General features: G+C 76.4%; 26 protein-coding genes. 12 read left to right on the forward strand and 14 right to left on the reverse strand.

Annotated features, from left to right (window positions below; genetic code table 11):
• The first annotated feature begins 256 nt into the window (after window positions 1-256).
• Window positions 257-679 carry a MarR family transcriptional regulator gene (locus OO48_RS05355; RefSeq protein ID WP_051731757.1) on the forward strand — a complete coding sequence of 141 codons (423 nt, stop codon included), beginning with the start codon at window positions 257-259 and terminating at the stop codon, window positions 677-679.
• Window positions 680-725: 46 nt separating this feature from the next.
• Here OO48_RS05355 and OO48_RS05360 read toward each other — a convergent pair whose 3' ends face one another.
• Entirely contained in the window at window positions 726-2,312 is a 1,587-nt protein-coding gene (locus OO48_RS05360) for a multicopper oxidase family protein (protein WP_081951924.1), read from the reverse strand.
• 181 nt (window positions 2,313-2,493) lie between these two features.
• Between OO48_RS05360 and OO48_RS05365 the strand changes: the two genes are divergently transcribed.
• On the forward strand, window positions 2,494-3,135 hold the full coding sequence (locus OO48_RS05365) for an NAD(P)-dependent oxidoreductase (protein WP_033213175.1): 642 nt from the start codon (window positions 2,494-2,496) through the stop codon (window positions 3,133-3,135).
• 15 nt (window positions 3,136-3,150) lie between these two features.
• Here OO48_RS05365 and OO48_RS05370 read toward each other — a convergent pair whose 3' ends face one another.
• Window positions 3,151-3,933: a dioxygenase family protein gene (locus OO48_RS05370; protein ID WP_033213176.1), complete on the reverse strand. Its 783-nt coding sequence runs from the start codon at window positions 3,931-3,933 to the stop codon at window positions 3,151-3,153.
• 102 nt (window positions 3,934-4,035) lie between these two features.
• On the opposite strand from OO48_RS05370, the gene OO48_RS05375 reads away from it, so the two are divergent.
• A complete protein-coding gene (locus tag OO48_RS05375) occupies window positions 4,036-4,500 on the forward strand; it encodes a MarR family winged helix-turn-helix transcriptional regulator (protein ID WP_033213177.1) in 465 nt (154 codons plus the stop codon).
• A 30-nt stretch (window positions 4,501-4,530) separates the two neighbouring features.
• Here OO48_RS05375 and OO48_RS05380 read toward each other — a convergent pair whose 3' ends face one another.
• Both OO48_RS05380 and trxA read right to left on the reverse strand, forming a co-directional pair.
• A complete protein-coding gene (locus OO48_RS05380) occupies window positions 4,531-5,637 on the reverse strand; it encodes a WD40/YVTN/BNR-like repeat-containing protein (RefSeq protein WP_033213178.1) in 1,107 nt (368 codons plus the stop codon).
• Between the two features lie 228 nt (window positions 5,638-5,865).
• Window positions 5,866-6,255 carry a thioredoxin gene (trxA, locus tag OO48_RS05385; RefSeq protein WP_280842390.1) on the reverse strand — a complete coding sequence of 130 codons (390 nt, stop codon included), beginning with the start codon at window positions 6,253-6,255 and terminating at the stop codon, window positions 5,866-5,868.
• 170 nt (window positions 6,256-6,425) lie between these two features.
• On the opposite strand from trxA, the gene OO48_RS05390 reads away from it, so the two are divergent.
• The 5 genes from OO48_RS05390 to OO48_RS05410 all read left to right on the forward strand — a co-directional run bounded on the left by OO48_RS05390 (window position 6,426) and on the right by OO48_RS05410 (window position 9,176).
• The gene (locus OO48_RS05390; protein WP_051731758.1) at window positions 6,426-7,001 is read left to right on the forward strand and encodes a hypothetical protein; all 576 of its coding nucleotides are present in this window, start codon (window positions 6,426-6,428) and stop codon (window positions 6,999-7,001) included.
• 178 nt (window positions 7,002-7,179) lie between these two features.
• Window positions 7,180-7,752 carry a sigma-70 family RNA polymerase sigma factor gene (locus OO48_RS05395; RefSeq protein ID WP_106970255.1) on the forward strand — a complete coding sequence of 191 codons (573 nt, stop codon included), beginning with the start codon at window positions 7,180-7,182 and terminating at the stop codon, window positions 7,750-7,752.
• Window positions 7,749-8,516, forward strand: a complete 768-nt coding sequence (locus tag OO48_RS05400; RefSeq protein ID WP_051731759.1) for an anti-sigma factor family protein — start codon at window positions 7,749-7,751, stop codon at window positions 8,514-8,516. Before OO48_RS05395 ends, OO48_RS05400 begins: the two co-directional genes overlap by 4 nt.
• Before the next feature lie 53 nt (window positions 8,517-8,569).
• Entirely contained in the window at window positions 8,570-8,770 is a 201-nt protein-coding gene (locus tag OO48_RS05405; RefSeq protein ID WP_033213179.1) for a hypothetical protein, read from the forward strand.
• 115 nt (window positions 8,771-8,885) lie between these two features.
• Window positions 8,886-9,176, forward strand: a complete 291-nt coding sequence (locus OO48_RS05410) for a DUF1876 domain-containing protein (RefSeq protein WP_033213180.1) — start codon at window positions 8,886-8,888, stop codon at window positions 9,174-9,176.
• 19 nt (window positions 9,177-9,195) lie between these two features.
• Here the strand turns inward: OO48_RS05410 and OO48_RS05415 are convergent, their stop codons facing one another.
• Window positions 9,196-10,401: an NAD(P)/FAD-dependent oxidoreductase gene (locus OO48_RS05415; RefSeq protein ID WP_033213181.1), complete on the reverse strand. Its 1,206-nt coding sequence runs from the start codon at window positions 10,399-10,401 to the stop codon at window positions 9,196-9,198.
• A 210-nt stretch (window positions 10,402-10,611) separates the two neighbouring features.
• Here OO48_RS05415 and OO48_RS05420 point away from each other — a divergent pair, with 210 nt between their 5' ends.
• A complete protein-coding gene (locus OO48_RS05420) occupies window positions 10,612-11,397 on the forward strand; it encodes a VOC family protein (protein WP_033213182.1) in 786 nt (261 codons plus the stop codon).
• 26 nt (window positions 11,398-11,423) lie between these two features.
• Here OO48_RS05420 and OO48_RS05425 read toward each other — a convergent pair whose 3' ends face one another.
• On the reverse strand, window positions 11,424-12,173 hold the full coding sequence (locus OO48_RS05425; RefSeq protein ID WP_051731760.1) for a DUF2470 domain-containing protein: 750 nt from the start codon (window positions 12,171-12,173) through the stop codon (window positions 11,424-11,426).
• A 72-nt stretch (window positions 12,174-12,245) separates the two neighbouring features.
• Window positions 12,246-12,872 (reverse strand): TetR/AcrR family transcriptional regulator, encoded by a 627-nt coding sequence (locus OO48_RS05430; protein ID WP_033213183.1) that lies wholly within the window; start codon window positions 12,870-12,872, stop codon window positions 12,246-12,248.
• Window positions 12,873-13,052: 180 nt separating this feature from the next.
• On the opposite strand from OO48_RS05430, the gene OO48_RS05435 reads away from it, so the two are divergent.
• The 3 genes from OO48_RS05435 to OO48_RS05445 are packed head-to-tail and all read left to right on the forward strand — an operon-like array spanning window position 13,053 to window position 15,543.
• Window positions 13,053-13,808: an SDR family oxidoreductase gene (locus OO48_RS05435; RefSeq protein ID WP_033213184.1), complete on the forward strand. Its 756-nt coding sequence runs from the start codon at window positions 13,053-13,055 to the stop codon at window positions 13,806-13,808.
• A complete protein-coding gene (locus OO48_RS05440) occupies window positions 13,805-14,590 on the forward strand; it encodes an SDR family NAD(P)-dependent oxidoreductase (protein ID WP_033213185.1) in 786 nt (261 codons plus the stop codon). The genes OO48_RS05435 and OO48_RS05440 overlap by 4 nt, the downstream gene beginning before the upstream one ends.
• On the forward strand, window positions 14,587-15,543 hold the full coding sequence (locus tag OO48_RS05445; protein ID WP_033213186.1) for an NADPH:quinone oxidoreductase family protein: 957 nt from the start codon (window positions 14,587-14,589) through the stop codon (window positions 15,541-15,543). Before OO48_RS05440 ends, OO48_RS05445 begins: the two co-directional genes overlap by 4 nt.
• Before the next feature lie 71 nt (window positions 15,544-15,614).
• Here the strand turns inward: OO48_RS05445 and OO48_RS05450 are convergent, their stop codons facing one another.
• The 7 genes from OO48_RS05450 to OO48_RS05485 form a co-directional block, all read right to left on the reverse strand.
• A complete protein-coding gene (locus tag OO48_RS05450) occupies window positions 15,615-16,826 on the reverse strand; it encodes an acyl-CoA dehydrogenase family protein (protein ID WP_033213187.1) in 1,212 nt (403 codons plus the stop codon).
• 3 nt (window positions 16,827-16,829) lie between these two features.
• On the reverse strand, window positions 16,830-17,861 hold the full coding sequence (locus OO48_RS05455) for a phosphotransferase family protein (protein ID WP_033213188.1): 1,032 nt from the start codon (window positions 17,859-17,861) through the stop codon (window positions 16,830-16,832).
• Window positions 17,862-18,043: 182 nt separating this feature from the next.
• On the reverse strand, window positions 18,044-18,592 hold the full coding sequence (locus tag OO48_RS05460; RefSeq protein ID WP_063830615.1) for a DUF6529 family protein: 549 nt from the start codon (window positions 18,590-18,592) through the stop codon (window positions 18,044-18,046).
• A gap of 1 nt (window position 18,593) precedes the next feature.
• Entirely contained in the window at window positions 18,594-19,532 is a 939-nt protein-coding gene (locus OO48_RS34885) for a COG4315 family predicted lipoprotein (RefSeq protein WP_081951926.1), read from the reverse strand.
• A gap of 141 nt (window positions 19,533-19,673) precedes the next feature.
• Window positions 19,674-19,910: a hypothetical protein gene (locus tag OO48_RS05470; protein ID WP_033213189.1), complete on the reverse strand. Its 237-nt coding sequence runs from the start codon at window positions 19,908-19,910 to the stop codon at window positions 19,674-19,676.
• 780 nt (window positions 19,911-20,690) lie between these two features.
• Window positions 20,691-21,719: an NAD(P)/FAD-dependent oxidoreductase gene (locus tag OO48_RS05480; protein WP_033213190.1), complete on the reverse strand. Its 1,029-nt coding sequence runs from the start codon at window positions 21,717-21,719 to the stop codon at window positions 20,691-20,693.
• The gene (locus OO48_RS05485) at window positions 21,716-22,234 is read right to left on the reverse strand and encodes an isoprenylcysteine carboxyl methyltransferase family protein (protein WP_033213191.1); all 519 of its coding nucleotides are present in this window, start codon (window positions 22,232-22,234) and stop codon (window positions 21,716-21,718) included. Before OO48_RS05485 ends, OO48_RS05480 begins: the two co-directional genes overlap by 4 nt.
• Window position 22,235 lies beyond the last annotated feature (1 nt).

The following is a 22,235-nucleotide window of genomic DNA, read 5'->3' on the forward strand; positions in this document are numbered from 1 at the left end:
GCGGCGGCGGCCGCCTGTACGCGGTCGACGCCGCCGGCCCGGTCCGGAAGTCCGCAACCGCCTCCCGGGAGGGCGAGTTCGTCGTCGCGCCGAGCCTGCGGGAGTTCCTCGAACAACTCACCGGACGGATCGCCGACGGGCTCTGAGCACGCGCCCCGCCCCGCCGGGGCGGCGCGTCACTCCGACGGAACGGCGGCCCGGCGGTCGTCCCGCCGCGCCCGCGGTGGTGAAGCCGAGGAGGGCGACGACGGACCGGATGATCGCCCTGGCCCAGTTCGGCCAGCAGGACATCGCCGCCCGGCTGGGGCTCAACGTCACGGACCTCACCTGCCTCGGCTTCGTCATCGAGGCGGCCCTGGCCGGCGAGCCGCTCGCGGCCGGAGACCTCGCCGAGCGCGCCCAACTGACGACGGGGGCGGTGACCGGGGTGCTCAACCGCCTGGAGAAGGCCGGCTACGCCGTCCGCGAGACCGATCCGAACGACCGGCGGCGGGTCCGCGTGGTGATGGCGGACGACGCGCAGGCCCGGGTCTTCCAGGTGTACGGCCCGTTCTACGAGCGCCTCGGCGCCCTGTTCGCCGACTACACGCCCGACGAGGTCGCGGTGATCGCCGACTGGTTCACCCGGGCCGGGGCGGCGATGGACCAGTCCCTGGAGGAGATCAGGAACGCCGGGTAGGCGGCGCGGGCGCGCCCCGGGCGGCGGCTCCCCGCCGCCGGCCCGGTCAGGGGGCCGTGTACCGCACGGTCTGCATCATGCCGAGGTCCTCGTGGTGCAGGTGGTGGCAGTGCGCGATGGCGCGGCCGGTGAAGTCCTCGTAGCGGACCAGGAAGGTCACCGACTCGCCGGGCGTGCCGCCGGCCAGGCCGACGGTGTCGTGCCAGACGGGCGGCTCCAGTCGGACGCCGTTCCGGTGGGTGACCATGAACTGGTTGGTGTGCAGGTGGAAGGGGTGGTTGAAGCCGGGGGAGGTCTCGCCGGTGCGCACCGTCCAGCGCTCGGTGCGGCCCAGCGGCAGCACGTGGTTGACGTGGTCGGGGTCGTACAGGCCGTACGCCGGGTCGCGGCGCAGGTCGCCGCCCGGATCGGCGGGCGGGGTCGGGTGGGTGCCGAGCACCCGGAAGGCGTCCGGGAAGGGCTGCGGGAAGACGCCCGGGTCGAGGTGGAAGAGCACCTCCCGGTCCGGGCCGGTGACCTCCCGCTCGTCGAGGAACGGCCGGCCCGGCGGCAGGGCGCGCGGCAGGCCCATCGGCGGGACGACCGGCTCGCCCGCGACCTCGACCGTCAGCAGCGGCTGCGGCACCCGCTCCGCGCGCAGCTCGTACCGCCCGGGCGCCCCGCCCCGGACCAGCACGTCCACCCGGTTGCCCATCACCAGCTCGACCGTCCGCGCGGGCACCGGGGCGGGCAGCGTCACCCCGTCCTGGGCGATCCGGTGCATCGTCAGCACGCCCTCGGGGCCGCCGAGTTGCAGCTTGAGCGCGGTGAACGCGGTCGCCCCCACCAGCCGCCACCGCTGCACCTCGCCCGGCCGCAGCGCCAGCACCGGGTTGACCGCGCCGTTGACGGTGAACACCGACGGCACCCCCGCCGTCCAGGCCCCCGAGGTGAACGGCGGCACCCGGCCGTCGCGCAGCTTCAACTCGTTGACGCACACCACCACGTCCGCGGCGGCCCGGACCTCCGGCACCTCGTCCACGTCCCCCTCCACCACGATCACCCCGGCCATGCCCCCGGCCAACTGCTCGGCGGTGGAGCCGTGCAGGTGCGGGTGGTACCAGTACGTCCCGGCCGGGTGGTCGGCCGGGACGTGCACCGCCGAGGTGTAGCGCGGCTCCGGATCGCCGGCCGCGGCGCGCGGCGCGAACTCCCGCAGCACGTTGTCGGCGTGCCCGGCCGGGGAGACGTGCATCCCGTGGGTGTGCAGGTTGAAGCTGTTGGGGCGGTGCGGCATCCGGCCCGCCCGCATGCCGCCGGCGGGGTTCGGCGGCAGCCCGTTGACGTGCGTCAGCAGCAGGGTGTCCCCGGCCCGCACCCGCAGCGTCGGCCCCGGGAAGCCCCCGTTGTAGGCGCGGACGACGACCCGCCCGTACCCCGGCACCCCGACCTCGGCGTACCGGACGTCCAGCACCTGCTCCAGCACCGACGGCACCCGCCCCGGCGCCGGCCGCCGCCGGACGGTCGCGGGCTGCGGGAAGGCCGTCGGGCCCGCAGCCGCCGCGGCGGTTCCGGTGCCCGCCGCCGGGACGAGGCCGACGGCGGCGACCGTCCTGAGCACCGACCGGCGACTGATACCGCGAATGTCTTCCATAGGCGGGCAATCTACGACAAATCGTCCGGCTGCCCGGTCCGCCGCACCGGACTCGAAGCTCGTCGTGGCCGACCCCGCGGCACGCTCACCACCCCGCGCGGCGGCTTCCCGCCCCGCGCGGCGTTCACATGTTCTGATGAAACGTCAGGTTCGAGGGCGCGGAGAGCGAGGCTGGTCGGGCATGCGGATCGCGGTCATCGGGGCGAACGGCGCGATCGGCCGGTGCGTGGTGACCGAGGCGCTGGCCCGGGGGCACCTGGTGACGGCGGTGGTCCGGAGGCCGGAGGAGTACCAGGGGCTGGCGATCAGCGTGGAGCGCGGTGACGTGCTGGACCCGGAGGACGTCGCGCGGGTCGCGGCCGGTCGGCGGGCCGTGGTGAGCGCGGTCGGCGGCGGGGACGGCCCCGGCCGGGGGCGGCTGGTGGAGCCCGCCGCGCACGCGCTGGTCGCGGGGCTGCGCAGCCTCGCGGACGCGGCCCCGCGCCTGCTGGTGGTCGGCAGCGCCGGCAGCCTCACCACCGCGTCCGGCGCGCCGCTGTGGGACGACCCGTCCGTGACGCCCCGCCAGTTCGAGCTGATGCGCGCCCACGGCCGGGCCCTGGACTACCTGCGCACCGTCCGCGACCTCGACTGGACGGTGCTCAGCCCCCCGCAGAACCTGCTCCCGGGCGAGCGCACCGGCACCTACCGCTCCGGCACCGACGACCTGCTGACCACCCCGGACGGCCTGTCCGCCCTCTCGCTGCCCGACCTCGCCGCCGCCCTGGTCGACGAACTCGAACACCCGGCCCACCGCGGCGAACGCTTCACCTGCGCCTACTGACGCCCCCGGCCGGGCTCAGCCGAACTGGACGGAGCGCTTGGCCAGGCCCATCCAGAAGCCGTCGATGACGCTGCGCTGGTCGCCGAGGTCGGCCTCGGCGGCGCCGAGGGTGACGAAGAGCGGGGCGAAGTGCTCGGTGCGGGGGTGGGCGAGCCGGCCGGCGGGGGCCTTGTGCTCGAAGTCGAGGAGGGCGTCGAGGTCGCGGGCCTCCAGGGCGCGGCGCCCCCAGTCGTCGAACTCGGCCATCACGGAGGTGACCCGGCCGTCGGGGGAGAGGGCGCGCAGGTTGTGGGTGAAGAAGCCGGAGCCGACGATCAGGACGCCCTCGTCGCGCAGCGGGGCGAGCTTGCGGCCGATCTCCATCAGCTTGCGCGGGTCGAGGGTGGGCAGGGAGACCTGGAGGACGGGGACGTCCGCGTCGGGGTACATCTCCACCAGCGGGACGTACGCGCCGTGGTCCAGCCCGCGGTCGGGCACGTCCTGCACGGGGGTGCCGGGGGCGTTCAGCAACTTGCGGACGGACGCGGCGAGTTCGGGCGCGCCGGGGGCGGTGTACCGGACGTGGTAGTAGTGCTCGGGGAAGCCCCAGAAGTCGTACACCAGCGGGACGGTGTCCACCGCGCCGATCGCCAGCGGGGCCTCCTCCCAGTGGGCGGAGACCATCAGGATCGCCTTGGGGCGGGGCAGGCCGGCGGACCAGGCGGCGAGCTGGCCGGGCCAGACGGGGTCGTCGGCGAGCGGGGGCGCGCCGTGCGAGAGGTAGAGGGCGGGCATGCGCTCGGTGGTGGGGGTGCTCATGGGTCCGTCCTCCTGTAGCCGGCCTGTAGTTCAAATTTGAACCTTGTGGCTCCGAAGGTACACCTTGGTTCGAATTTGAACAACCGGAGTAGACTGCGGGCCATGGACGATCCCCGCTGGCTCGACGAGACCGAGATGGCCGCCTGGCGCGGGTTCGTCGAGGCCACCAACCTGGTCGCCCGCCGGCTGGAGCGCCAGCTCAAGGAGGACGCGGGGCTCTCCCACACCCAGTACGAGATCCTGGTCCAGCTCTCCGCCGTCCCCGGCGGCTCGCTGCGGATGACCGACCTGGCCGACCGCCTGGTCACCTCCAAGAGCGGCCTCACCTACCAGGTCACCCAGCTGGAGAAGGCCGGCCTGGTCGCCCGCCGCTCCTGCCCGAGCGACGTGCGCGGCGTCTTCGCCGAGATCACCGACCAGGGCTGGGCGGTGCTGCGGGCCGCCGCCCCCGGCCACGTCGCCGCCGTCCGCGAGGCGCTGATCGACGTCCTCACCCCGGCGCAGCTCGCCGCCCTCGCCGACAGCCTCGGCACCGTCAGCGACCGCCTGCGCGCCGCCGACTCCTGAGCCGCCCGCGAGCCGCCCGGTGCTCCGGGCTCAGCCGATCGCCGCCGCCCGGACGCACAGCACGTCCGGCAGGTGGGAGGTGAGCAGAGACCAGTGGTCGCCGCCGTCGGGCGAGCCGTACACCTCGCCGTTGCGGTTGCCGAAGTAGACGCCCGCCGGGTCGGCGTCGTCGGTGCACAGCGCGTCGCGCAGGACCACGCCGTAGTGCTGCTCGGCGGGCAGGCCGGTGTCCAGCGGCTGCCAGGTCTCGCCCGCGTCGGTGGTGCGGAAGACCCGGCAGCGGCGGTCGACGGGCAGCCGGGCGTAGTCGGCGTCCAGCGGGAACAGGTACGCGGTGCCGGAGGTATGCGGGTGCGCGGCGACGCCGAAGCCGAAGTCGGCGGGCAGGTCGCCGGCGATCGACTTCCACGTCCGCCCGGCGTCGTCGCTGCGGTAGACGCCGCCGTGGTTCTGCAGGTAGAGCCGGTCCGGGTCGCCCGCGTCCCGGGCGATCTTGTGCACGCACTGGCCGAACTCGGGGAACCGGTCGGGCAGGAAGTCGGCGCGCACGCCCAGGTTGGACGGCCGCCAGCTCAGGCCGCCGTCGGCGGTGCGGTAGGCGCCGCCGGAGGAGACGGCGACCAGCAGCGCGTCCGGGTCGCGCGGGTCGGTGAGGATCGTGTGCATGCCCTGGCCGCCGAAGCCGGCGCCCCAGTGCTCGCGCTGCGGGTGGTCCCACAGCGCGTCGACCAGCGCGAAGCTCTCGCCGCCGTCGGTGGAGCGGAACAGCGCGGCGGGCTGGGTGCCCGCGTACACCACCCCGGGGGCCTCGTCGCCGGCCGGCTGCAACTGCCACACCCGCTCCAGCGAGGCGCCCGTCCGCTCCGGGAACCGGACGGCCGGCCGCGCGGGCTCCTGCCAGCTCGCGCCCAGGTCGTCCGACCACCACACCGACGGGCCCCAGTGGCTGCTGTCCGCCCCGACCAGCAGCCTGGTGCGGCCGCCGCGGCGGTCGACGCCCACCGAGTAGATCGCGTTCATCTGGAAGTGCGGGCCGCTGAACTCCCACTTCTCGCGGTCCGAACTGCGGCCCAGGAACAGGCCCTTCTGCGTGCCGACGGCCAGCAGGAAATCCCGTGCATCCCGTACATCGTTCATCGTCGAACCCATCCGGAGACTCGGTCGTAACGCGGTCTCGCAGCAGTGTGCTCCGGGGCACTGACAGCCGCACGCCAGCGCGCCGACGGGACGCCCGGACCGCCGCCGACGGCGGGGAGTTCCGGCGGGAAGGCCCCGGACAGCGGAACGGGGCGCCCGGAGAAGTGGTTCTCCGGACGCCCCGTCAGTCTGCGGGCCGCCGCTCGGCGTGCCGACCGCCGCCGGACGTCAGTTCTGGGCGGACTTCTGGGCGGCCACGCCGGCGTGGACCTCGGCCATGTCCAACTTCCGGGCCTGGCCGATCAGGTCCTCCAGGGCGGCTTCGGGGAGCGCGCCGGGCTGGGCGAAGACCAGGACGCCCTCGCGGATGATCGCCAGGGTCGGAATCGACCGGATGTCGAACGCCGCGGCCAGCTCCTGCTGGGCCTCGGTGTCGACCTTCGCGAAGGTGATGTCCGCGTGCTTGTCGGACGCCCGCTCGAAGACCGGCGCGAACTGGCGGCACGGGCCGCACCAGGCCGCCCAGAAGTCGATCAGGACGAACGCCTTGCCGTCCTCGCCCTGGACCACCTCGTCGAAGTTGTCCTTGGTCAATTCCACCGTGCTCATCATCGCCACCTGCCTCTCGCAGCTCCGGCCCCGCCGTTCGGGCCCTTCGCCCGGCACAACTCCGCCACCTGCGGAACTATTCCGGCGGCGGCGGTGAACACCCGGGACCAGCCGTACGTACCCCCGGACGAACCGGTCGAACCGGACCGGACCGCACCCTCCCGGACGGGAGCACCCCGATGACCAGCACCGGCAGGACCGCCCCCCGCAGCCGCCGCCTCACCCTGCTCGCCGCCGGAGCCCTCGCCGCCGCCGCCCTGGTCGCCGGCTGCGGCAGCGGCGGCGGCAGCGGGAGCGGCGGCGACCCGGCGGGCCGCACCGGCGACCCCGGGCAGAGCCAGGGCGCCCTGATGACCGAGCAGGACGCCGTCCTCGGCACCCTGGTCACCGACGGCCAGGGCCACACCCTGTACCGCTTCGACCAGGACACCAACCACCCCTCGGCCACCCACTGCACCGACTCCTGCGCCGCCCTGTGGCCGCCCGAACTCGCGGGCGGCAGCGGCGGCGCCGACCTCAAGGGCATCGACGGCAAGCTCGTCTCCACCGTCACCCGCCCCGACGGCAGCCACCAACTCACCCTCGACGGCTGGCCGTTGTACCGCTACGCCCCCGACACCAAACCCGGCGAGACCAAGGGCCAGGGCGTGGACGGCACCTGGTTCGCCGCCACCCCGAGCGGGGCCAAGGCGATGCCGGTCAACGGCGGTACCTCGCCCGGCACGACGCCCGGCACCTCGCCCGGCGGTTACTGAGCGGCGCCGGGACGGCGGCCGTGGCCGGGGGAGCGGAGCGGGAGGTGCGGCTCGGGCGCCCGAGCCGCACCCCCGTCACGGTTATCGACACGAGCCGCCCCGGACTTGAGACCCCGCCCCCGCCCCGCGCCCCCCGCGCCCGATCGCCGCCCCGCGCCCCGCGCGCGAGGATGGCGCCGTGGCCGAGCCCCCGCGCACCACCGGCCCCCGCGGCACCGGGCGCCCCGCCGCCGAGGACCGGCTGATGCGCGCGCTTTACCGGGAACACGCCGGCCCGCTGTACGGCATGGTGCTGCACCTGGTCGGCGGCGACCGGCAGCGCGCCGAGGACGTCGTCCAGGAGACCCTGGTGCGCGCCTGGCGGAACCTCGACCGGCTCGACCCGGACCGGGACGGCCTGCGGCCCTGGCTGGCGACCGTCGCCCGCCGGATCGTCATCGACGGCCACCGCAGCGCCCGCGCCCGCCCCCGCGAGGTGCCCGAGAGCGCGCTCGACCGCCTCCCGGACGCCGCCGCCCCCGCCGCCGAGGACGAACTCGACCGCGCGCTGCGGCTGATGACGCTCACCGACGCGCTCGGCGCGCTCTCCGCCGAGCACCGCGCCGCGATCACCGAGACCTACCTGCGCGGCCGCACCGCCACCGAGGCCGCCGCCGTCCTCGGCGTCCCGCCGGGCACCGTCCGCTCCCGGCTGCACTACGCCCTGCGGGCCCTGCGGCTCGCCCTGGAGGAACGGGGCGCGACCCCATGACCACCCCGCAGAACCCGCACGACGACCGGCGCGACGGCCGGCACGAGGACCCGCGAGAGGGCCGGCACGAGGACCCGCACGCCGACCTCGGCGCGCACCTGCTCGGCGTGCTCGAACCCGAACGCGCCGCCCGCTTCGCCGACCACCTCGCGCACTGTCCGCGCTGCACCGCCGAGGCCGCCGAACTCGCCCCGACCACCGCGCTGCTCGCCGAACTCGCCGAGGACGCGCTCCCGGAGCCCGCGGCGCCCGCCGGGGGCGTCGAACCCGGCGGCGCGGAGCGGCTGCTCGGCCGGGTGGCCGCCGAGCGGCGGCGCTCCCGGGTGCGGCGACTGGTGCTCGCGGCCGTCGCGGCGATCCTCGCGCTGGGCGGCCCCGCGATCACCTGGGCGGTCCTCGAAGGCGGTCAGGTCGCCTCGGTGGCACAGCGGTTCAGCGCCACCGACCCGGCCACCGGGGTGTCCGCCACGGTCGGCCTCGACCCCGCCGCCTGGGGCAGCCGGATCACGCTCGACCTGGGCCGCGTCCCGGGCCCGCAGACCTGCGAACTGGTCGCCGTCGGCACCGACGGCACCCGGCAGACGGTCACCACCTGGACCGTTCCGCCCACCGGCTACGGCGCCACCACCGGGCTGCGCACCGGCGGCGGCAGCGGGCTGCCCCCGACGGCGATCGCCCGCTTCGAGGTCCGCTCCGGGACGGCGGTGCTGGTCGCCGTCCCCGTCCACCCCGCCGGCCCGTCCGGCGCGGCACACTGGGGGTGAGGAGGCCACGCGGGCCCGGGAGCCGCCCGCCGCGGGGCGCGTGGACGGCCGCGATGAACCAGATCCCCCTGCTCTGCCCGCGCTGCGGCCTGCCGCAGCAGGTCGTCCACCAGGAGGACCCCCACCATCCGGTGCGCGTGGTGCACACCGGGACGGGCCGGGAGTCCTGCGACGGACCCGGGAGCGCCGAGGAGCCGGAGAGCGTCGGCGAAGCCCCGATCGACGTGGAACGGACCGGCCTCGACCGCTGCTGACCCGGGCGCGTCCGTCCCCCGTCCGGCCCCGCCTGGCCGCCGGGGCCCGGGCGTCGCACCCTGGAAGGACCGGACCGGTTCGAACGCCCCGCACGCACCCCGGGAGGTGGCGGCCATGACGAGGACGCTGGTCGGATGGCACGTCGAGATGGAGTTCGAGGAGGACGGCGACCGCACCAGGGCCGCCGCGATGGTCCGCCTCGCGGACGGCACGGAGCTGCGCGGCCACGGCGGCTCCACCAGGCACCGGGCCGACCTCCCGCAGCTGCGGGTCGGCGAGGAGGTCGCCGGGGCCCGCGCCCTCAACGACCTCGCCATGCAACTGCTCACCAAGGCCCACGAGGAGGTCGCGGCCCGGCCCCCCGGCGATCCGGCGGCCCCGCTGATGTGGCGCGACGTGACCTGACCGCGCCCCGGTCGGCGGATCAGAGCTCGTCCAGCGGCACCGCCGGATCGGCCAGCCGCCCGGGGTCCACGGGCCGCCCGGAGCGGACCAGTTCGCGGATCGGGTCGGTGACGTCCCAGACGTTCACGTTCATGCCGGCCAGCACCTTCCCGCCGGACAGCCAGAACGCGATGAACTCCCGCCCGGCGACGTCGCCCCGGAACACCACCCGGTCGTAGCCGCCCGGCTCCGCGTACCCGGTGTACTCCATGCCCAGGTCGTACTGGTCGGTGAAGAAGTACGGGACGCGGTCGTACACCGCGGACTTGCCGAGCATCGAGGCGGCCGCCACGGCGGGCTGGTTGAGCGCGTTCGCCCAGTGCTCGACCCGGATCGGCTTGCCGAACAGCGGGTGGAAGGCGTTCGCCACGTCGCCCGCCGCGAACACGTCGGGGTGCGAGGTGGCCAGGTGCTGGTCGGTGCGCACCCCGTCGTCCACGGTCAGGCCCGCGTTCTCGGCCAGCGCCGTGTTCGGGCTGATGCCCACGCCGACCAGCAGCACGTCCGCCGGGACGGTGCTCCCGTCGCCCAGCCGCACCCCGTCCGCCCGCAGCTCCTCGACCCGCACGCCGAAGCGCAGGTCCACGCCGTGCGCCCGGTGCAGGTCGGCGAAGACCTGCGCGGCCTCCCGGCCCAGCACCCGCAGCAGCGGCAGCTCGGCCGCCTCCAGCACCGTCACCTCCGCCCCGGCGGTGCGGGCCGCGGCCGCCGCCTCCAGGCCGATCCAGCCCGCGCCGACCACCACCACCCGGGCCCCCGGCCGGAACGCCGCCCGCAGCTGCTCGCTGTCACCGAGCCGCCGCAGCGTCCGCACGAAGTCCCCGTCGCCGCCCGGCACCGGCAGTCGGCGCGGCGCCGAACCGGTGGCCAGCAGCAGCTTCGAGAACGGCAGCCGCTCGCCGCCCTCCAGCGTCACGGTGTGCCCCGCCGGGTCGATCGCGGTGGCCGCCGTGCCCAGCCGCAGCTCCACCCCGTGCTGCCCGTACCAGTCGGCCGGGTGGACGTAGACCTTCTCCTTCTCCTCCTTGCCGAGCAGGTACCCCTTCGACAGCGGCGGCCGCTCGTACGGCCGCTCCGCCTCGTCGCCGACCAGGGTGACCGGCCCCCGGTAGCCCTCCGCGCGCAGCGCCTCGGCGGCCTTCGCCCCGGCCAGGCTCGCCCCGACGATCACGATCCCGGTGTCCATGCCCACGTCCTTCCCACAGCGGTGTTCCCACGTAGCCGTCCTGCCCGACCATGGCACCCGCACGCGTCCGATCGGGGGACCCGCGCCGGACGGCGGCCGGGCGCGGCCGGGATTCGCCCGCGAGGCGCACCACCATCCGGCGGGGCCGTCCACCTAGGCTGGGGCGGGTCCGGCCGTCCGGCCGGCGGAGCGTCGAAGGGAGCCCGCGGGATGGTGGAGCGAACGGCCACGGTGCGCTGCGTGCCCGCGGTGCCGTGCTGGGTCGGGCTGACGGCCCGCGACCTGTCGGCCGCGCAGGGCTTCTACGGGCCGCTGCTGGGCTGGGAGTTCATCCCCGGCCCGGACCGCTGGGGCCGCTTCCTGCGCGCGGTCGTCGACGGCGTCGAGGTGGCCGGTCTGAGCGCGCTCGGCACCGACTGGGAACGCCCGGTCGCCTGGACCACCTACTTCGGCATCGAGAGCGCCGACCGCGCCGCCGACGGCGTCCGCGAACGCGGCGGCACCCTCGCCGTCGGCCCGCTCGCCTTCGACGCCGGCCGGGTCGCCCTGGCCGCCGACCCCTTCGGCGCCACCTTCGGCATCTGGGAGGGCGAACCCGCCGACGACCGCCCCGGCGACGCCCCCTGGACCGCCCGCCCCGGCGCCCCCGCCTGGATCGAGCTGCGCACCGCCGACCCGTTCGCCGCCGCGCTCTTCTACGGCGAGGTGTTCCGCTGGGACGACCGCGACCCGGCGCGGTTCGAAGTCCGCTACGAGCACGAACGCGTCGTGCTGCGCTCCGAGGACCGCAGCGTCGCCGCGCTGCGCGCCGCCCGGGGCCTCTCCCCGCACTGGGAGGTCTTCTTCGCCGTCACCGACACCGACACCGCCGCCCACCGCGCCACCACCCTCGGCGGCCGCGTCGTGGACGGCCCCGCCGACTCCCCCTACGGCCGGGTGGCCCGCCTCGCCGACGCGGAGGGCGGCCACTTCTCGATCCTCGGCCCGGCGGTCTGAGGAGGGCCCCGTCGGGGGCGCCTGTCTCAGGGGGTGAGGGCCGACGCGAACAGCCGGTGCATCGCCTCCGGCAGGTCGTCGGGGTGGGTGGCCGGGCGGTGGAAGTCGAAGCGGGCGTCCAGGGTGTCGTCGCCGATGAGCAGGCGCACGCGCAGGCCGTGGCGGTCGAGGGCGACCGGGCGGACCGCGTGCGGGCGGTCGACGGCGGGCCGGCGGTGCTCCAGGGCCCGTGCGCCGAGCAGCAGCAGCCGGTCGGCGTGGGCGGCGGCCAGGTGCTGGAGCAGGCCGGCCTCCTGTGCGGCCACCGGGTCGGGCGCCGCGGCGGTCACCTCGTCCGGGTCGAGGCAGCACTCGGAGCCCCACAGGTCGTTCAGCGCCAGGTGCTCGGGCTCCAGCCGGAGCAGCACGCCGCCTCCGTGGCCGTGGCGGGGGAACAGCGCGGCGGCGCTCTCGCCGGGGGAGCGGGAGAGCGGGCCGCTGAGCCGGAGCCGGCCCCGGACGCGGTGCGGGACGGCGACGGGGGCGACGTCGACGCAGTCGAGTTCGGCGGTGAGCGGGCCGCGGGCGAGTGCGGTGATCCGGTGGAGGGCCGACTCGCGGCCGACCAGCACCGCGACCGAGCCGTCCGGCCGCGGCGCGCAGGCGACCTGCGGGGGCAGGCCGGGGCGGGCGGTGAGGTCGGCGCCGCGGACGTCCAGGACCGCCGAGGAGGCGAACTCCAGCAGGGTGCGGGCGCGTTCGGCGGCGGACGGGCGGTGGGCGGGCTGGGGCAGCACGGGAGCCTCCCTCTAGATTAGGTAAGCCTAACCTAACCAAGGGGGAGGCTGGTGGTCCAGTGCGGGATCCGCTCAGTCGCCGATCCGCTCGGCCGGCGCGCCCAGCATCCGCAGCACCAGCTGCCCGTACCGGCGCCCCAGCTCCTCCGGGGACTCGCTGCTGCGCTCGGTGTACCAGCGCGAGACGTCGATGCCGAGCGAGGTGACCGCGCGGGCCGCGGTGCGCTGGTCGGGGACGCGGAACAGGCCGGCCGCCACCCCGTCCGCGATGATCCGCAGCACCGCCTCCTCGATCCGGATCCGCAGCTCGGCGACGGCCGCGAAGTCCTCCTCGGGCAGCGCGTGCAGCTCGTGGTTGACGATCCGGCCGACGGTGTGGCCGCGGGCGTGCCAGACGGTGAAGGACTCCGCCAGCCCGCGCATCCGCTCCACCGGGTCCGCCCCGGTGCGCTCGGCCCGCTCCACCAGCTCCAGGGTGGCGCGGTGGCCGGTGCGGGAGATCTCGGCGAGCAGCGCCGCCTTCGAGGGGTAGTGGATGTACAGCGCGGCGGGGCTCATCCCGGCGGCGGTGGCGATGTCCCGGGTGGTGGTGGCGTGGTAGCCGCGGCGGGCGAAGGAGTCCACGGCGGCCAGCAGCAGCCGCCGGGCGGCCTCGGTGCTCTCCCCGGGCCAGAGCGCGTCGGTCGCTGGGTCGGTCATGGGCTCATCCTCCCAGACGGCTCCGGCCCGACCCGGCGGGCCGGGCCGCCGGCCGCGGGCTGTCGGCGACGGCTGTCGGCGCCGGGTCGCCGGCGTCGGGCTGTTGACAGTGTGGCCCGCCGCCAAGATGCTGAGCAAGCGCTTAGTCACATCAGGTTCCGAGAGGTGCGAGGTACGAGGATGACTGTGTCGTTCGAGGGCAGGGTGGCCGTGGTCACCGGCGCGAGCCGGGGCATCGGGTTCGGCATCGCCCGGGAACTGGTCCGGCGCGGGGCGAAGGTCTGCCTCACCGCGCGCACCGAGGAGACCCTGGCCGAGGCCGCGAAGGCGCTCGGCGGGCCCGAGCACGCGATCGCCGTCGCCGGGAAGTCCGACGACGCCGCGCACCAGGAGGAGACCGTCACCCGCGTCCTGGAGACCTACGGGCGGCTCGACCTGCTGGTCAACAACACCGGCATCAACCCGGTCTACGGCCCCGTGCTGGACACCGACCCGGCCGCCGCCGCCAAGATCCTCGCCGTCAACGTGCTCGCCCCGCTGGCCTGGACCCGCCGCGCCCACGCCGCCTGGATGGCCGAGCACGGCGGCGCCGTCGTCAACGTCGCCTCGATCGCCGGCATCCGGGCCTCCAACGGCATCGGCATGTACGGGGTCTCCAAGGCCGCGCTGATCCGCCTCACCGCCGAGCTCGCCTCCGAACTCGGCCCCGGCATCCGGGTCAACGCCGTCGCCCCGGCCGTGGTCAAGACCAAGTTCGCCGAGGCCCTCTACGAAGGCCGCGAGGAGAAGGTCGCCCGCGCCTACCCGCTCGGCCGCCTGGGCCTCCCCGAGGACGTGGCCGGCGCCGTCGCCTTCCTGCTCTCCGAGGACGCCGCCTGGATCACCGGCCAGACCCTGGTCGTCGACGGCGGCGTCACCCTCGGCGGCGGGCTGTGAGCAGCCCGGACCCCGGGTTCGCCGGGGCCGGAGCCGTCGTCACCGGCGCCGGGCGCGGCATCGGCGCGGCCCTCGCCCGGGCGCTGGCCGCCGCCGGCGCCCGGGTGGTGGTCAACGACCTCGACGCCGACGCGGCCCGCGCGGTGGCCGCCGAGACCGGCGGGTACGCCGTCCCCGGCGACGCCGCGAGCGAGGACGGCGTCGCCGCGCTGATCGACACCGCCCGCGCCCGCCTCGGCGCCGTCGACCTGTACTGCGCCAACGCGGGCGTCGCCACCACCGGCGGCCCCGACGCCGCACCCGACGCCTGGGAACTGGCCTGGCAGGTCAACGTCCTCGGCCACGTCCGGGCCAGCCGCCTGCTGCTGCCCGACTGGCTGGAACGCGGCACCGGCCGCTTCCTGGCCACCGTCTCCGCCGCCGGCCTGCTCACCATGCTCGGCTCCGCCCCGTACGCCGTCACCAAGCACGGCGCGCTGGCCTACGCCGAGTGGCTGTCCGCGACGTACCGGCACCGCGGCGTGCGGGTGCACGCGCTGTGCCCGCAGGGCGTGCGCACCCGGATGCTCGACGGCACCGGCGTCCACGGGCAGGTGCTGCTCGCGCCCACCGCCGTCGAACCGGAGGAGGTCGCCGCGAGCGCCCTGCGCGGCATGGCGGCCGACGAGTTCCTGATCCTCCCGCACCCGGAGACCGCCGGGCACTACGCGGCCCGCGCCACCGCCCCCGACCGCTGGCTGCGCGGCATGAACCGACTCCAACGACAGATCGAGGCCCGATGAAAGCCTGGCGGATCACCCGACTCGGCGCACCCCTGGACGTGATGGAACTCGTCGACGGCGCCGACCTCCCGGCCCCCGGACCGGGCCAACTCCTGGTCCGCGTACGGGCGGCCGCCGTCAACTTCCCCGACGCGCTGATGGCCGCCGGGCAGTACCAGGTCCGTCCGCCGCTGCCGTTCACCCCCGGCGTGGAACTCTGCGGCGAGGTCGTCGAAGGCCCGCGCAGCGGCGAACGCCTCGTCGGCGCCGCGCAGTTGCCCGCCGGAGCGTTCGCCGAGTACGCCCTGATGGACGCCGCCGCCGCGCTGCCCGCCCCCGACTACCTGGACGACGCCGAGGCCGCCGGCTTCCACATCGCCTACCAGACCGCCTGGTTCGCCCTGCACCGCCGCGCCCGCCTCGCCCCCGGCGAGACGCTCCTGGTGCACGCCGCGGCCGGCGGCGTCGGCAGCGCCGCCGTCCAACTCGGCAAGGCCGCCGGGGCGTTCGTCATCGCGGTGGTCGGCGGCCCGGAGAAGGCGGCCGCCGCCCGCGCGTTGGGCGCGGACCTGGTCGTCGACCGCCGGGCCGAGGACTTCGTGGCCGCCGTCAAGGCCGCCACCGGCGGCCGCGGCGCGGACGTGGTCTTCGACCCGGTCGGCGGCCCCGCCTTCGCCGGCTCCACCAAGTGCGTCGCCTTCGAGGGCCGCATCGTCCTGATCGGCTTCGCCTCCGGCGAGATCCCCGCCCCGCCGCTCGGCCACGCCCTGGTCAAGAACTACTCCCTGCTCGGCCTGCACTGGGGCCTGTACACCACCCGCGACCCCGACGCCGTCCGGGCCTGCCACACCGCCCTCACCGACCTCGCCCCGCGCCCCCTGGTCTCCGCCCGGCTCCCCCTGGAGTCCGCCGCCGAGGCCGTGCACGCCCTCGCCGCCGGCACCACCACCGGCCGCCTCGCGATCGTCCCCTAGCGGGACGCGGCCGGAGGCGTCCGCCGTTCCGGGCCCGGGATCTGGACCCCGGACCCGGAACGGCGGTGCGTTCAGCGGTACTTGCGCAGCTCGCGGCGGGCCAGCGAGCGCTTGTGGACCTCGTCCGGGCCGTCGGCCAGCCGCAGGGTGCGGTTGCCGGCCCAGAGCTGGGCGAGGGGGGTGTCCTGGCTGACGCCGGCCGCGCCGTGGGCCTGGACGGCCTTGTCGAGGATCCACTCGACGGTGGACGGGACGGCGATCTTGATCGCCTGGATCTCGGTGTGGGCGCCGCGGTTGCCGACGGTGTCCATCAGCCAGGCGGTCTTCAGCACCAGCAGCCGGGCCTGCTCGATCCGGACCCTCGCCTCGGCGATCCAGTCCTGGACGACGCCCTGGTCGGCGAGCGGACGGCCGAACGCCACCCGGGAGTTGACCCGGCGGCAGGTCAGCTCCAGGGCGCGTTCGGCGATGCCGAGGGCCCGCATGCAGTGGTGGATGCGGCCGGGGCCCAGCCTGGCCTGGGCGATGGCGAAGCCGCCGCCCTCCTCGCCGATCAGGTTGGCGGCGGGCACCCGGACGTCCTCGAAGAGGATCTCGGCGTGCCCGCCGTGGTCGTCGTCCGGGTAGCCGAACACCCGCATGCCGCGCAGCACCCGCACGCCCGGGGTGTCGCGCGGGACCAGGACCATCGACTGCTGCCGGTGGGGCTCGGCGGCCGGGTCGGTCTTGCCCATCACGATGAAGACCTTGCAGTCCGGGTTCATCGCCCCGGTGATGTACCACTTGCGGCCGTTGACGACGTACTCGTCGCCGTCGCGCTCGATCCGGGTGGTGATGTTGGTGGCGTCCGAGGACGCCACCTCCGGTTCGGTCATCGCGAAGGCGGAGCGGATCCCGCCGTCGAGCAGCGGCCGCAGCCAGCGCTCGCGCTGGTCGGGGGAGCCGAACTGGGCGAGCAGTTCCATGTTCCCGGTGTCGGGCGCCGCGCAGTTGAGCGCGGGCGGAGCCAACAGGATCGAGCGGCCGGTGAGTTCGGCCAGCGGGGCGTACTGCAGGTTGGTCAGCCCGGCGCCGAGCTCGCCGGGGAAGAACAGGTTCCACAGGCCGCGGGCCTTCGCGGCGGCCCGCAACTCGCCGACCACCGGCGGGACCGACCACGGTTCGCGGGCCGGGTCGGCGAGCTGTTCGGCCAGCACCGGTTCGGCGGGGTAGACCGACTCGTCCATGAAGGAGCCCAGTCGGCCGAGGAGTTCGGTGGTGCGGGTGTCGTGGGAGAAGTCCATGGCTCAGCCCTCCACCGATCCGGAGAGCGACGCGAGGCCGAACCCCACGAACAGCGGCACCAGTTCGCCGACCCGGTCGAAGCCGGCGCCGACCGTGCCGCCCCGGGTGTAGCGGAAGTGGATGCCCTCCAGGACGACCGCCAGCTTGAAGGAGGCGAAGGCGACGTACCAGCCGAGCCCGGAGACGTCCCGGCCGGAGGCGTCCGCGTAGCGGCGGACCAGTTCGGCGGTGGACGGGAAGCCGGGGGCGAGGGCCGCGCCGGGGAGCGACCCGTCGAAGCGGCGGGCGAGTCCGGTGTACATCACCAGCAGGCCCAGGTCGGTGAGCGGGTCGCCGACGGTGGACATCTCCCAGTCCAGGACGGCCGCGATCCGGTCCGCGCCGTCCACCAGGACGTTGTCCAGCCGGTAGTCGCCGTGCACCAGCGCGGGGGCGGGGGAGGGCGGCAGGGTTTCGGCGAGGCGGCGGTGCAGCTCGTCCGCGCCCGGCACCTCGCGGCTCCGCGAGGCGTCCAACTGCTTCCCCCAACGCCGCAGTTGGCGTTCCAGGAAGCCCTCGGGGCGGCCGAAGCCGGCCAGGCCCACCGCGTCCGGGTCCAGCGCGTGCAGGGCCACCAGGGTCTCCACCAGGCGGACCCCGAGGGCGTGCACCCGCGGTTCGCCGAGCGCGGCCAGCGCCTCCGCGTCCCGGTGGGCGGTGCCGGGGACGTACTCCATCAGGTAGAACGGCGCGCCGATCACCTCGGCGTCCTCCACCAGCAGCACCGGCCGGGGCACCGGCACCGCCGTCCCCGCCAGTGCGCCCAGCACCCGGTACTCGCGGCCCATGTCGTGCGCGGTGGCCAGCACGTGCCCCAGCGGCGGGCGGCGCAGCACCCAGCGGGAGACGCCGTCCTCGACCAGGTACGTCAGGTTGGACCGCCCGCCCTCGAACAGCCGGGCGGTGAGCGGCCCCGCGAGGGGCGCGGGCAGGGCGGTGTCCAGGCGGACGCGCAGCCTCTCCAGGTCGATTCCGGGCGGAGCGGCGGTGGTCATCGGGGCACCTCGCAGAGGGTCGGAACGTGCTGACTAAGCGCTTGCTCAGGCTGGCGCCTGCCCAGGATCGGCCCGGCGGCGGCGCTTGTCAACGAGCGGCGGCGGAACGGACGCGCGACCGCCCGCCCGGGACGGCGGCCCCGGACGGGCGGTGCGCGGAAGCGGCCGGCCGTCGCCGCCGCTCAGAACCCGGGCGCGGCGTACCCGTCCAGGAACCACAGCGCCGCCGACCACCACAGCACCCCCACCGCGCAGAACAGCGCCCCGCCCGCCGCCGGCAGCACCCAGCCGCGCAGCCCGCCGTGCCGCACCAGCAGCACCTTCGCCGCGAACGCCCCGTACAGGAAGCACCCCGTCGCCGAGTGCAGGCCCACCCGGACGTCCGTGAACCGCACCCCGTACGCCAGCAGGCAGTGCTGGGCGATCGGCAGCGACAGCGCGAACGCCAGCCAGCCGCCCACCCGGTGCCCCACCCGCACCGGACGGGCCGCCGGGCCGCGCCGGTACATCGCCAGCGCCAGCGCCACCTGCACCAGCGCCAGCGCGAACAGCGCCGAGCCCAGCCACGACTTCAGCCGCAGCGCGTCCTCGCCGGACGCCCCGAACAGGCTCCGCCCCGGATCCGGCACGTGCGCCCGCCCGAACCAGAGCAGCCCCAGCGAGACCGCCACCGGCGCGAGCACCGCCAGCAGCGGGACCGCGGCCGACCCGCCGGGGCGGCGCCCGGCCACCTCAGCCCTCCTGCGGGCCGGCGTCGGCCGGGGCCTCGTTCGCAGGGGCCTCGTTCGCCGGGGCCTGGGCGGGATCCTGGGCGGGATCCTGGGCGGGGGCCTGGGCCGGCGGCACCTCGACCGGAGCCTGGGCGGGCTGCTGGTCGGGCTCCTGGGCGGGCTGCTGGGCGGGTTGCCGGTCGGGCTCCTGGGCGGCGGGCGCGGGCGTCTGTGCCGGGGCCTGGGCGGTCGGGGCCTGGGTGGCCGGGGCCTGCGCGGGGTCCTGGGCGCCGGGGTCCGCCGGGTCGGCGGCCGGGGTGTCCGGGGACGCGCCCGCGCTCGCCGACGCACTCGTCGAGGCGCCCGCGCTCGCCGAGGCGCCCGCGCTCGGCACCGCGCCGCCCGCGCCGCGCAGCGTCGCGATGTCGACGCCCACCGGGTCGCCCAGCGAGGTCACCGCGTAGAAGGTGCCGTGCGGGTCCGCCACCGTGTGCCCGGCGGCCTCGCCCGGCCCCCGGTCACCCGTGTACCGGTACAGCGGGTGGCCCTTGTACAGCACCTGCGCCGTCCCGTCGGGCAGCGCCGCCGCGCCCAGCAGCCCGTCGTCCACGCCCGGCCCGGCCAGCGGGAACCCCGGGGTGGTCACCGGCGGCCAGGACTTCGCGCACTCGTCCAGGCAACTCGCGTGCACCGAGTCGTCGGCGCCGTACAGGTACAGGGTGCGGCCCTGGGCGTCCACCAGGACCGGGCCCAGGCTGCCCACGCTGGCCAGCGCCACCTTGATGCCCACCGAGGACGCGAACGTCGACACCGACGGGGAGGAACTCGCGGAGGGCGCCGCCGCCGCCGACGGGGAGTCCGCGGCCGGCGGTGCGTTCAGGTTCGCGGGCGACCCGCAGGCGGCCGCGGTCAGGATGGACAGCGACAGCATCGCGGCGGCGGCACGACGGGTACGGGGCATCGGGGCTCCAGGGGACGGCGCGGCACTGGAACACCATCCACTCCCGCCGTCCGCCACCCGGCCACTCCAGAGCCGGGCCGCTCCGCACCAGGGGGGACCAGGTTGCCCCGGAAGGCCCACCCGGGACCCCGTCCGGCCCCCTCAGTCCTCCGCGTGCGCCCACACCGTCCGGTCGCCGCCCCGCCACGCCACCAGGTCCGGATCGTCCAGGTCCGGTTCGGCGACGCCCGCCCGCCGGATCAGCTCCACCACGTCCTGCGGCCCGGTCGCCCGCCCCACCGCCCGTCCGTAGATCTCCACCCGCCGGTACGGCCGCGCCCCGCGGGTCGGCGGCCGCACCACGACCGGCGGGTGGAATATGTCTCCGGACTCGCTCATGCCTCCAGTGTCCCGCGCCGGGCGCGCAACGGCCCGTCGGCGTCGCTCCGGGTCACCGGCCGGGCGCGTATCGTGGTCGCCCGTGCGCGCCGCTCGACCCGTCACCGCCCCCGGCGGGGTGCCGCTGCCGGGCCACCTGCCCGCGCTGCTCACCCGGCCGCTGCCCTTCCTCGACACCCATCCGGCCCACGGCGACCTGGTGCGGGTGCGGGTGCGGGTCGGGCCGCGGGAGATGTACGTGGCCAGCGGGCCGGAGCCGGTGCGGCGGGTGCTGACCGATCGGACGGCGTTCGACCGGACGGGGCCGCTGTACGCCAAGGTCCGGGCCTTCCTCGGGAACGGGCTGGCGTCCTGCCCGCACGTCGGCCACCGACCGCTGCGCGGGACCGTGCAGCCCGCCTTCCGGCGCGCGCTGCTGCCGCACCACGCGCGGACGACGGCCGCCGAGACCGCGGCGCTCACCGCCGGGTGGCGGGCCGGGCAGGTGGCCGACGCCACGCATCAGGCGTTCCGACTGACCACCGCCGTCGCCGTGCGCACCCTGTTCTCGGCCGGGCCGGACCCGAGGGCCGCCGAGGACCTGCGCGGGGCGCTGGACGTGCTGCTGCGGGGCATCCACCCGCGGGTGGTGCCGCCCGCCGCCGACCTGCTGCCGACGTCGGCGCGCCGCGACTACCGCCGGCCGCTGGCGGCTGCGCCCCGCCGGGGCGGGCCAGGTCCGTCCGGTGCCGCGGATCGTGCTGTCGCCCGGCCCGCAGCCGATGCTGCCGGAGGAGCGGATCAGCGGGCCAGCAGGTTGACCGCGGCGCCGAAGACCGGCGGCAGGGCGGCGGCCAGCGGGACGACGCGGGGGCCCAGCCAGGGGTGGTGGCGGGTGGCCAGCAGGGCGGCGGTCAGCAGGCGGTAGGAGCGGGTGGCCCGGCGCCAGGCGTGTTCGTAGGCGGCGGGGCGGCCGGCCGCCAGGCAGCGGACGGCGGCCTCGGCGGAGGCCAGGGCCAGCGCGACGCCCTCGCCGGTCAGCGCGTCCAGGTACCCGGCGGCGTCGCCGACCAGCAGTACTCGGCCGCGCACCCGGGCCCCCGCCCGCTGCCGCAGCGGGCCCGCGCCCCGGACCGGACCGGCCTGCGCGTCGCCCAGCCGCTCCAGCAGGGACGGGAACGCTTCGAGTTGGCGGTCGAACGGGAGGCGCGCGGTGCCCAGCACGGCGACCCCGACCGTGCCGTCCGCGACCGGCGTCACGTACGCCTCGGCGTGCCGCGACCAGTGCACCTCGACCAGGTCGCTCCACGGCCGCACCGCGAAGTGCCGCCGCTGGCCGTACCTGGCCGGGTGCCGGCCGGCGGCCGGGAGGTGCAGGCCGAGGGCGCGGCGGACGGGGGAGTGCAGGCCGTCCGCCGCGATCAGGTGCCGGGCGGTCAACCCGCCGGCGCTGACCGCGTGCCGGGTGACGTTCAGCCCGTCGGCCCGGGCGGCGAGGCGGTGGACGCCGAGCTGTTCGGCGCGGGCGGCGAGCGCAGCGTGCAGGGCGGTGCGGCGCACGCCCAGGCCGTGGCCGGTGCGGAAGCGGGCCTCGGCGGTGCGGGCGCCGTCCGCCGACAGGTAGCGGATGCCCGCGAACGGGCGGCCCTCGACGCCGACGCCCAGGCGCTCCAGGGCCCGCACCGCGCCCGGCATCAGGCCCTCGCCGCACGCCTTGTCGATCGGCGTCGCGCGCGGCTCCAGCACGGTGACGGACAGGCCCGCCCGGGCGGCGTGGATCGCGGCGGCCAGCCCGGCCGGGCCGCCGCCGACCACCAGCAGGTCGATCACACCGCCGCCCGGCAGCGGGCCAGCGCGGCGTCCTCGCAGCGCAGCCTGGTCGCCAGCAGCCAGGCGTCCAGCGCGGTGAAGCAGAGCGCGGTCACCCAGGCGGTGTGCACCAGCGGCAGCGCGAAGCCCTCCACCACCACCGCCAGGTAGTTGGGGTGCCGCAGCCACCGGTACGGCCCGCCGGCCACCAGCGGCAGGCCCGGCACCACGATCACCCGGGTGTTCCAGCGCGGCCCCAGCGTCCGGATGCACCACCAGCGCAACCCCTGCGCGCCCAGCGCCAGCGCCAGCATCGGCCAGCCCAGCACGGGCACGAACGGCCGCTGCGCGTACCGCACTTCGAGCAGGCAGCCGACCAGCAGCGCGGTGTGCAGCACCACCATCGCCGGGTAGTGCCCGCGCCCGTACTCGACGCCGCCCCGGGCCAGGCTCCAGGCGGCGTTGCGGCGGGCGACCAACAGTTCGGCCAGTCGCTCCACGGCGACCAGCGCGATCAGGACGGTGTACCAGATCATG

This window comes from Kitasatospora phosalacinea, assembly GCF_000716545.1.
Classification (GTDB): domain Bacteria; phylum Actinomycetota; class Actinomycetes; order Streptomycetales; family Streptomycetaceae; genus Kitasatospora; species Kitasatospora phosalacinea.

Bases quoted from the DNA above. Each gene is read 5' to 3' on its own strand.
- OO48_RS05400 (WP_051731759.1), top strand. From the start codon at position 7,749: ATGACCACCCCGCAGAACCCGCACGACGACCGGCGCGACGGCCGGCAC.
- OO48_RS05450 (WP_033213187.1), bottom strand. From the start codon at position 16,826: ATGGACTTCTCCCACGACACCCGCACCACCGAACTCCTCGGCCGACTG.
- OO48_RS05420 (WP_033213182.1), top strand. From the start codon at position 10,612: ATGGTGGAGCGAACGGCCACGGTGCGCTGCGTGCCCGCGGTGCCGTGC.
- OO48_RS05485 (WP_033213191.1), bottom strand. From the start codon at position 22,234: ATGATCTGGTACACCGTCCTGATCGCGCTGGTCGCCGTGGAGCGACTG.
- OO48_RS05435 (WP_033213184.1), top strand. From the start codon at position 13,053: ATGACTGTGTCGTTCGAGGGCAGGGTGGCCGTGGTCACCGGCGCGAGC.
- OO48_RS05470 (WP_033213189.1), bottom strand. From the start codon at position 19,910: ATGAGCGAGTCCGGAGACATATTCCACCCGCCGGTCGTGGTGCGGCCG.
- OO48_RS05390 (WP_051731758.1), top strand. From the start codon at position 6,426: ATGACCAGCACCGGCAGGACCGCCCCCCGCAGCCGCCGCCTCACCCTG.
- OO48_RS05455 (WP_033213188.1), bottom strand. From the start codon at position 17,861: ATGACCACCGCCGCTCCGCCCGGAATCGACCTGGAGAGGCTGCGCGTC.
- OO48_RS05405 (WP_033213179.1), top strand. From the start codon at position 8,570: ATGAACCAGATCCCCCTGCTCTGCCCGCGCTGCGGCCTGCCGCAGCAG.
- OO48_RS05365 (WP_033213175.1), top strand. From the start codon at position 2,494: ATGCGGATCGCGGTCATCGGGGCGAACGGCGCGATCGGCCGGTGCGTG.
- OO48_RS05430 (WP_033213183.1), bottom strand. From the start codon at position 12,872: ATGACCGACCCAGCGACCGACGCGCTCTGGCCCGGGGAGAGCACCGAG.
- OO48_RS05370 (WP_033213176.1), bottom strand. From the start codon at position 3,933: ATGAGCACCCCCACCACCGAGCGCATGCCCGCCCTCTACCTCTCGCAC.
- OO48_RS34885 (WP_081951926.1), bottom strand. From the start codon at position 19,532: ATGCCCCGTACCCGTCGTGCCGCCGCCGCGATGCTGTCGCTGTCCATC.
- OO48_RS05415 (WP_033213181.1), bottom strand. From the start codon at position 10,401: ATGGACACCGGGATCGTGATCGTCGGGGCGAGCCTGGCCGGGGCGAAG.
- OO48_RS05355 (WP_051731757.1), top strand. From the start codon at position 257: ATGATCGCCCTGGCCCAGTTCGGCCAGCAGGACATCGCCGCCCGGCTG.
- OO48_RS05380 (WP_033213178.1), bottom strand. From the start codon at position 5,637: ATGAACGATGTACGGGATGCACGGGATTTCCTGCTGGCCGTCGGCACG.
- OO48_RS05445 (WP_033213186.1), top strand. From the start codon at position 14,587: ATGAAAGCCTGGCGGATCACCCGACTCGGCGCACCCCTGGACGTGATG.
- OO48_RS05375 (WP_033213177.1), top strand. From the start codon at position 4,036: ATGGACGATCCCCGCTGGCTCGACGAGACCGAGATGGCCGCCTGGCGC.
- OO48_RS05410 (WP_033213180.1), top strand. From the start codon at position 8,886: ATGACGAGGACGCTGGTCGGATGGCACGTCGAGATGGAGTTCGAGGAG.
- OO48_RS05360 (WP_081951924.1), bottom strand. From the start codon at position 2,312: ATGGAAGACATTCGCGGTATCAGTCGCCGGTCGGTGCTCAGGACGGTC.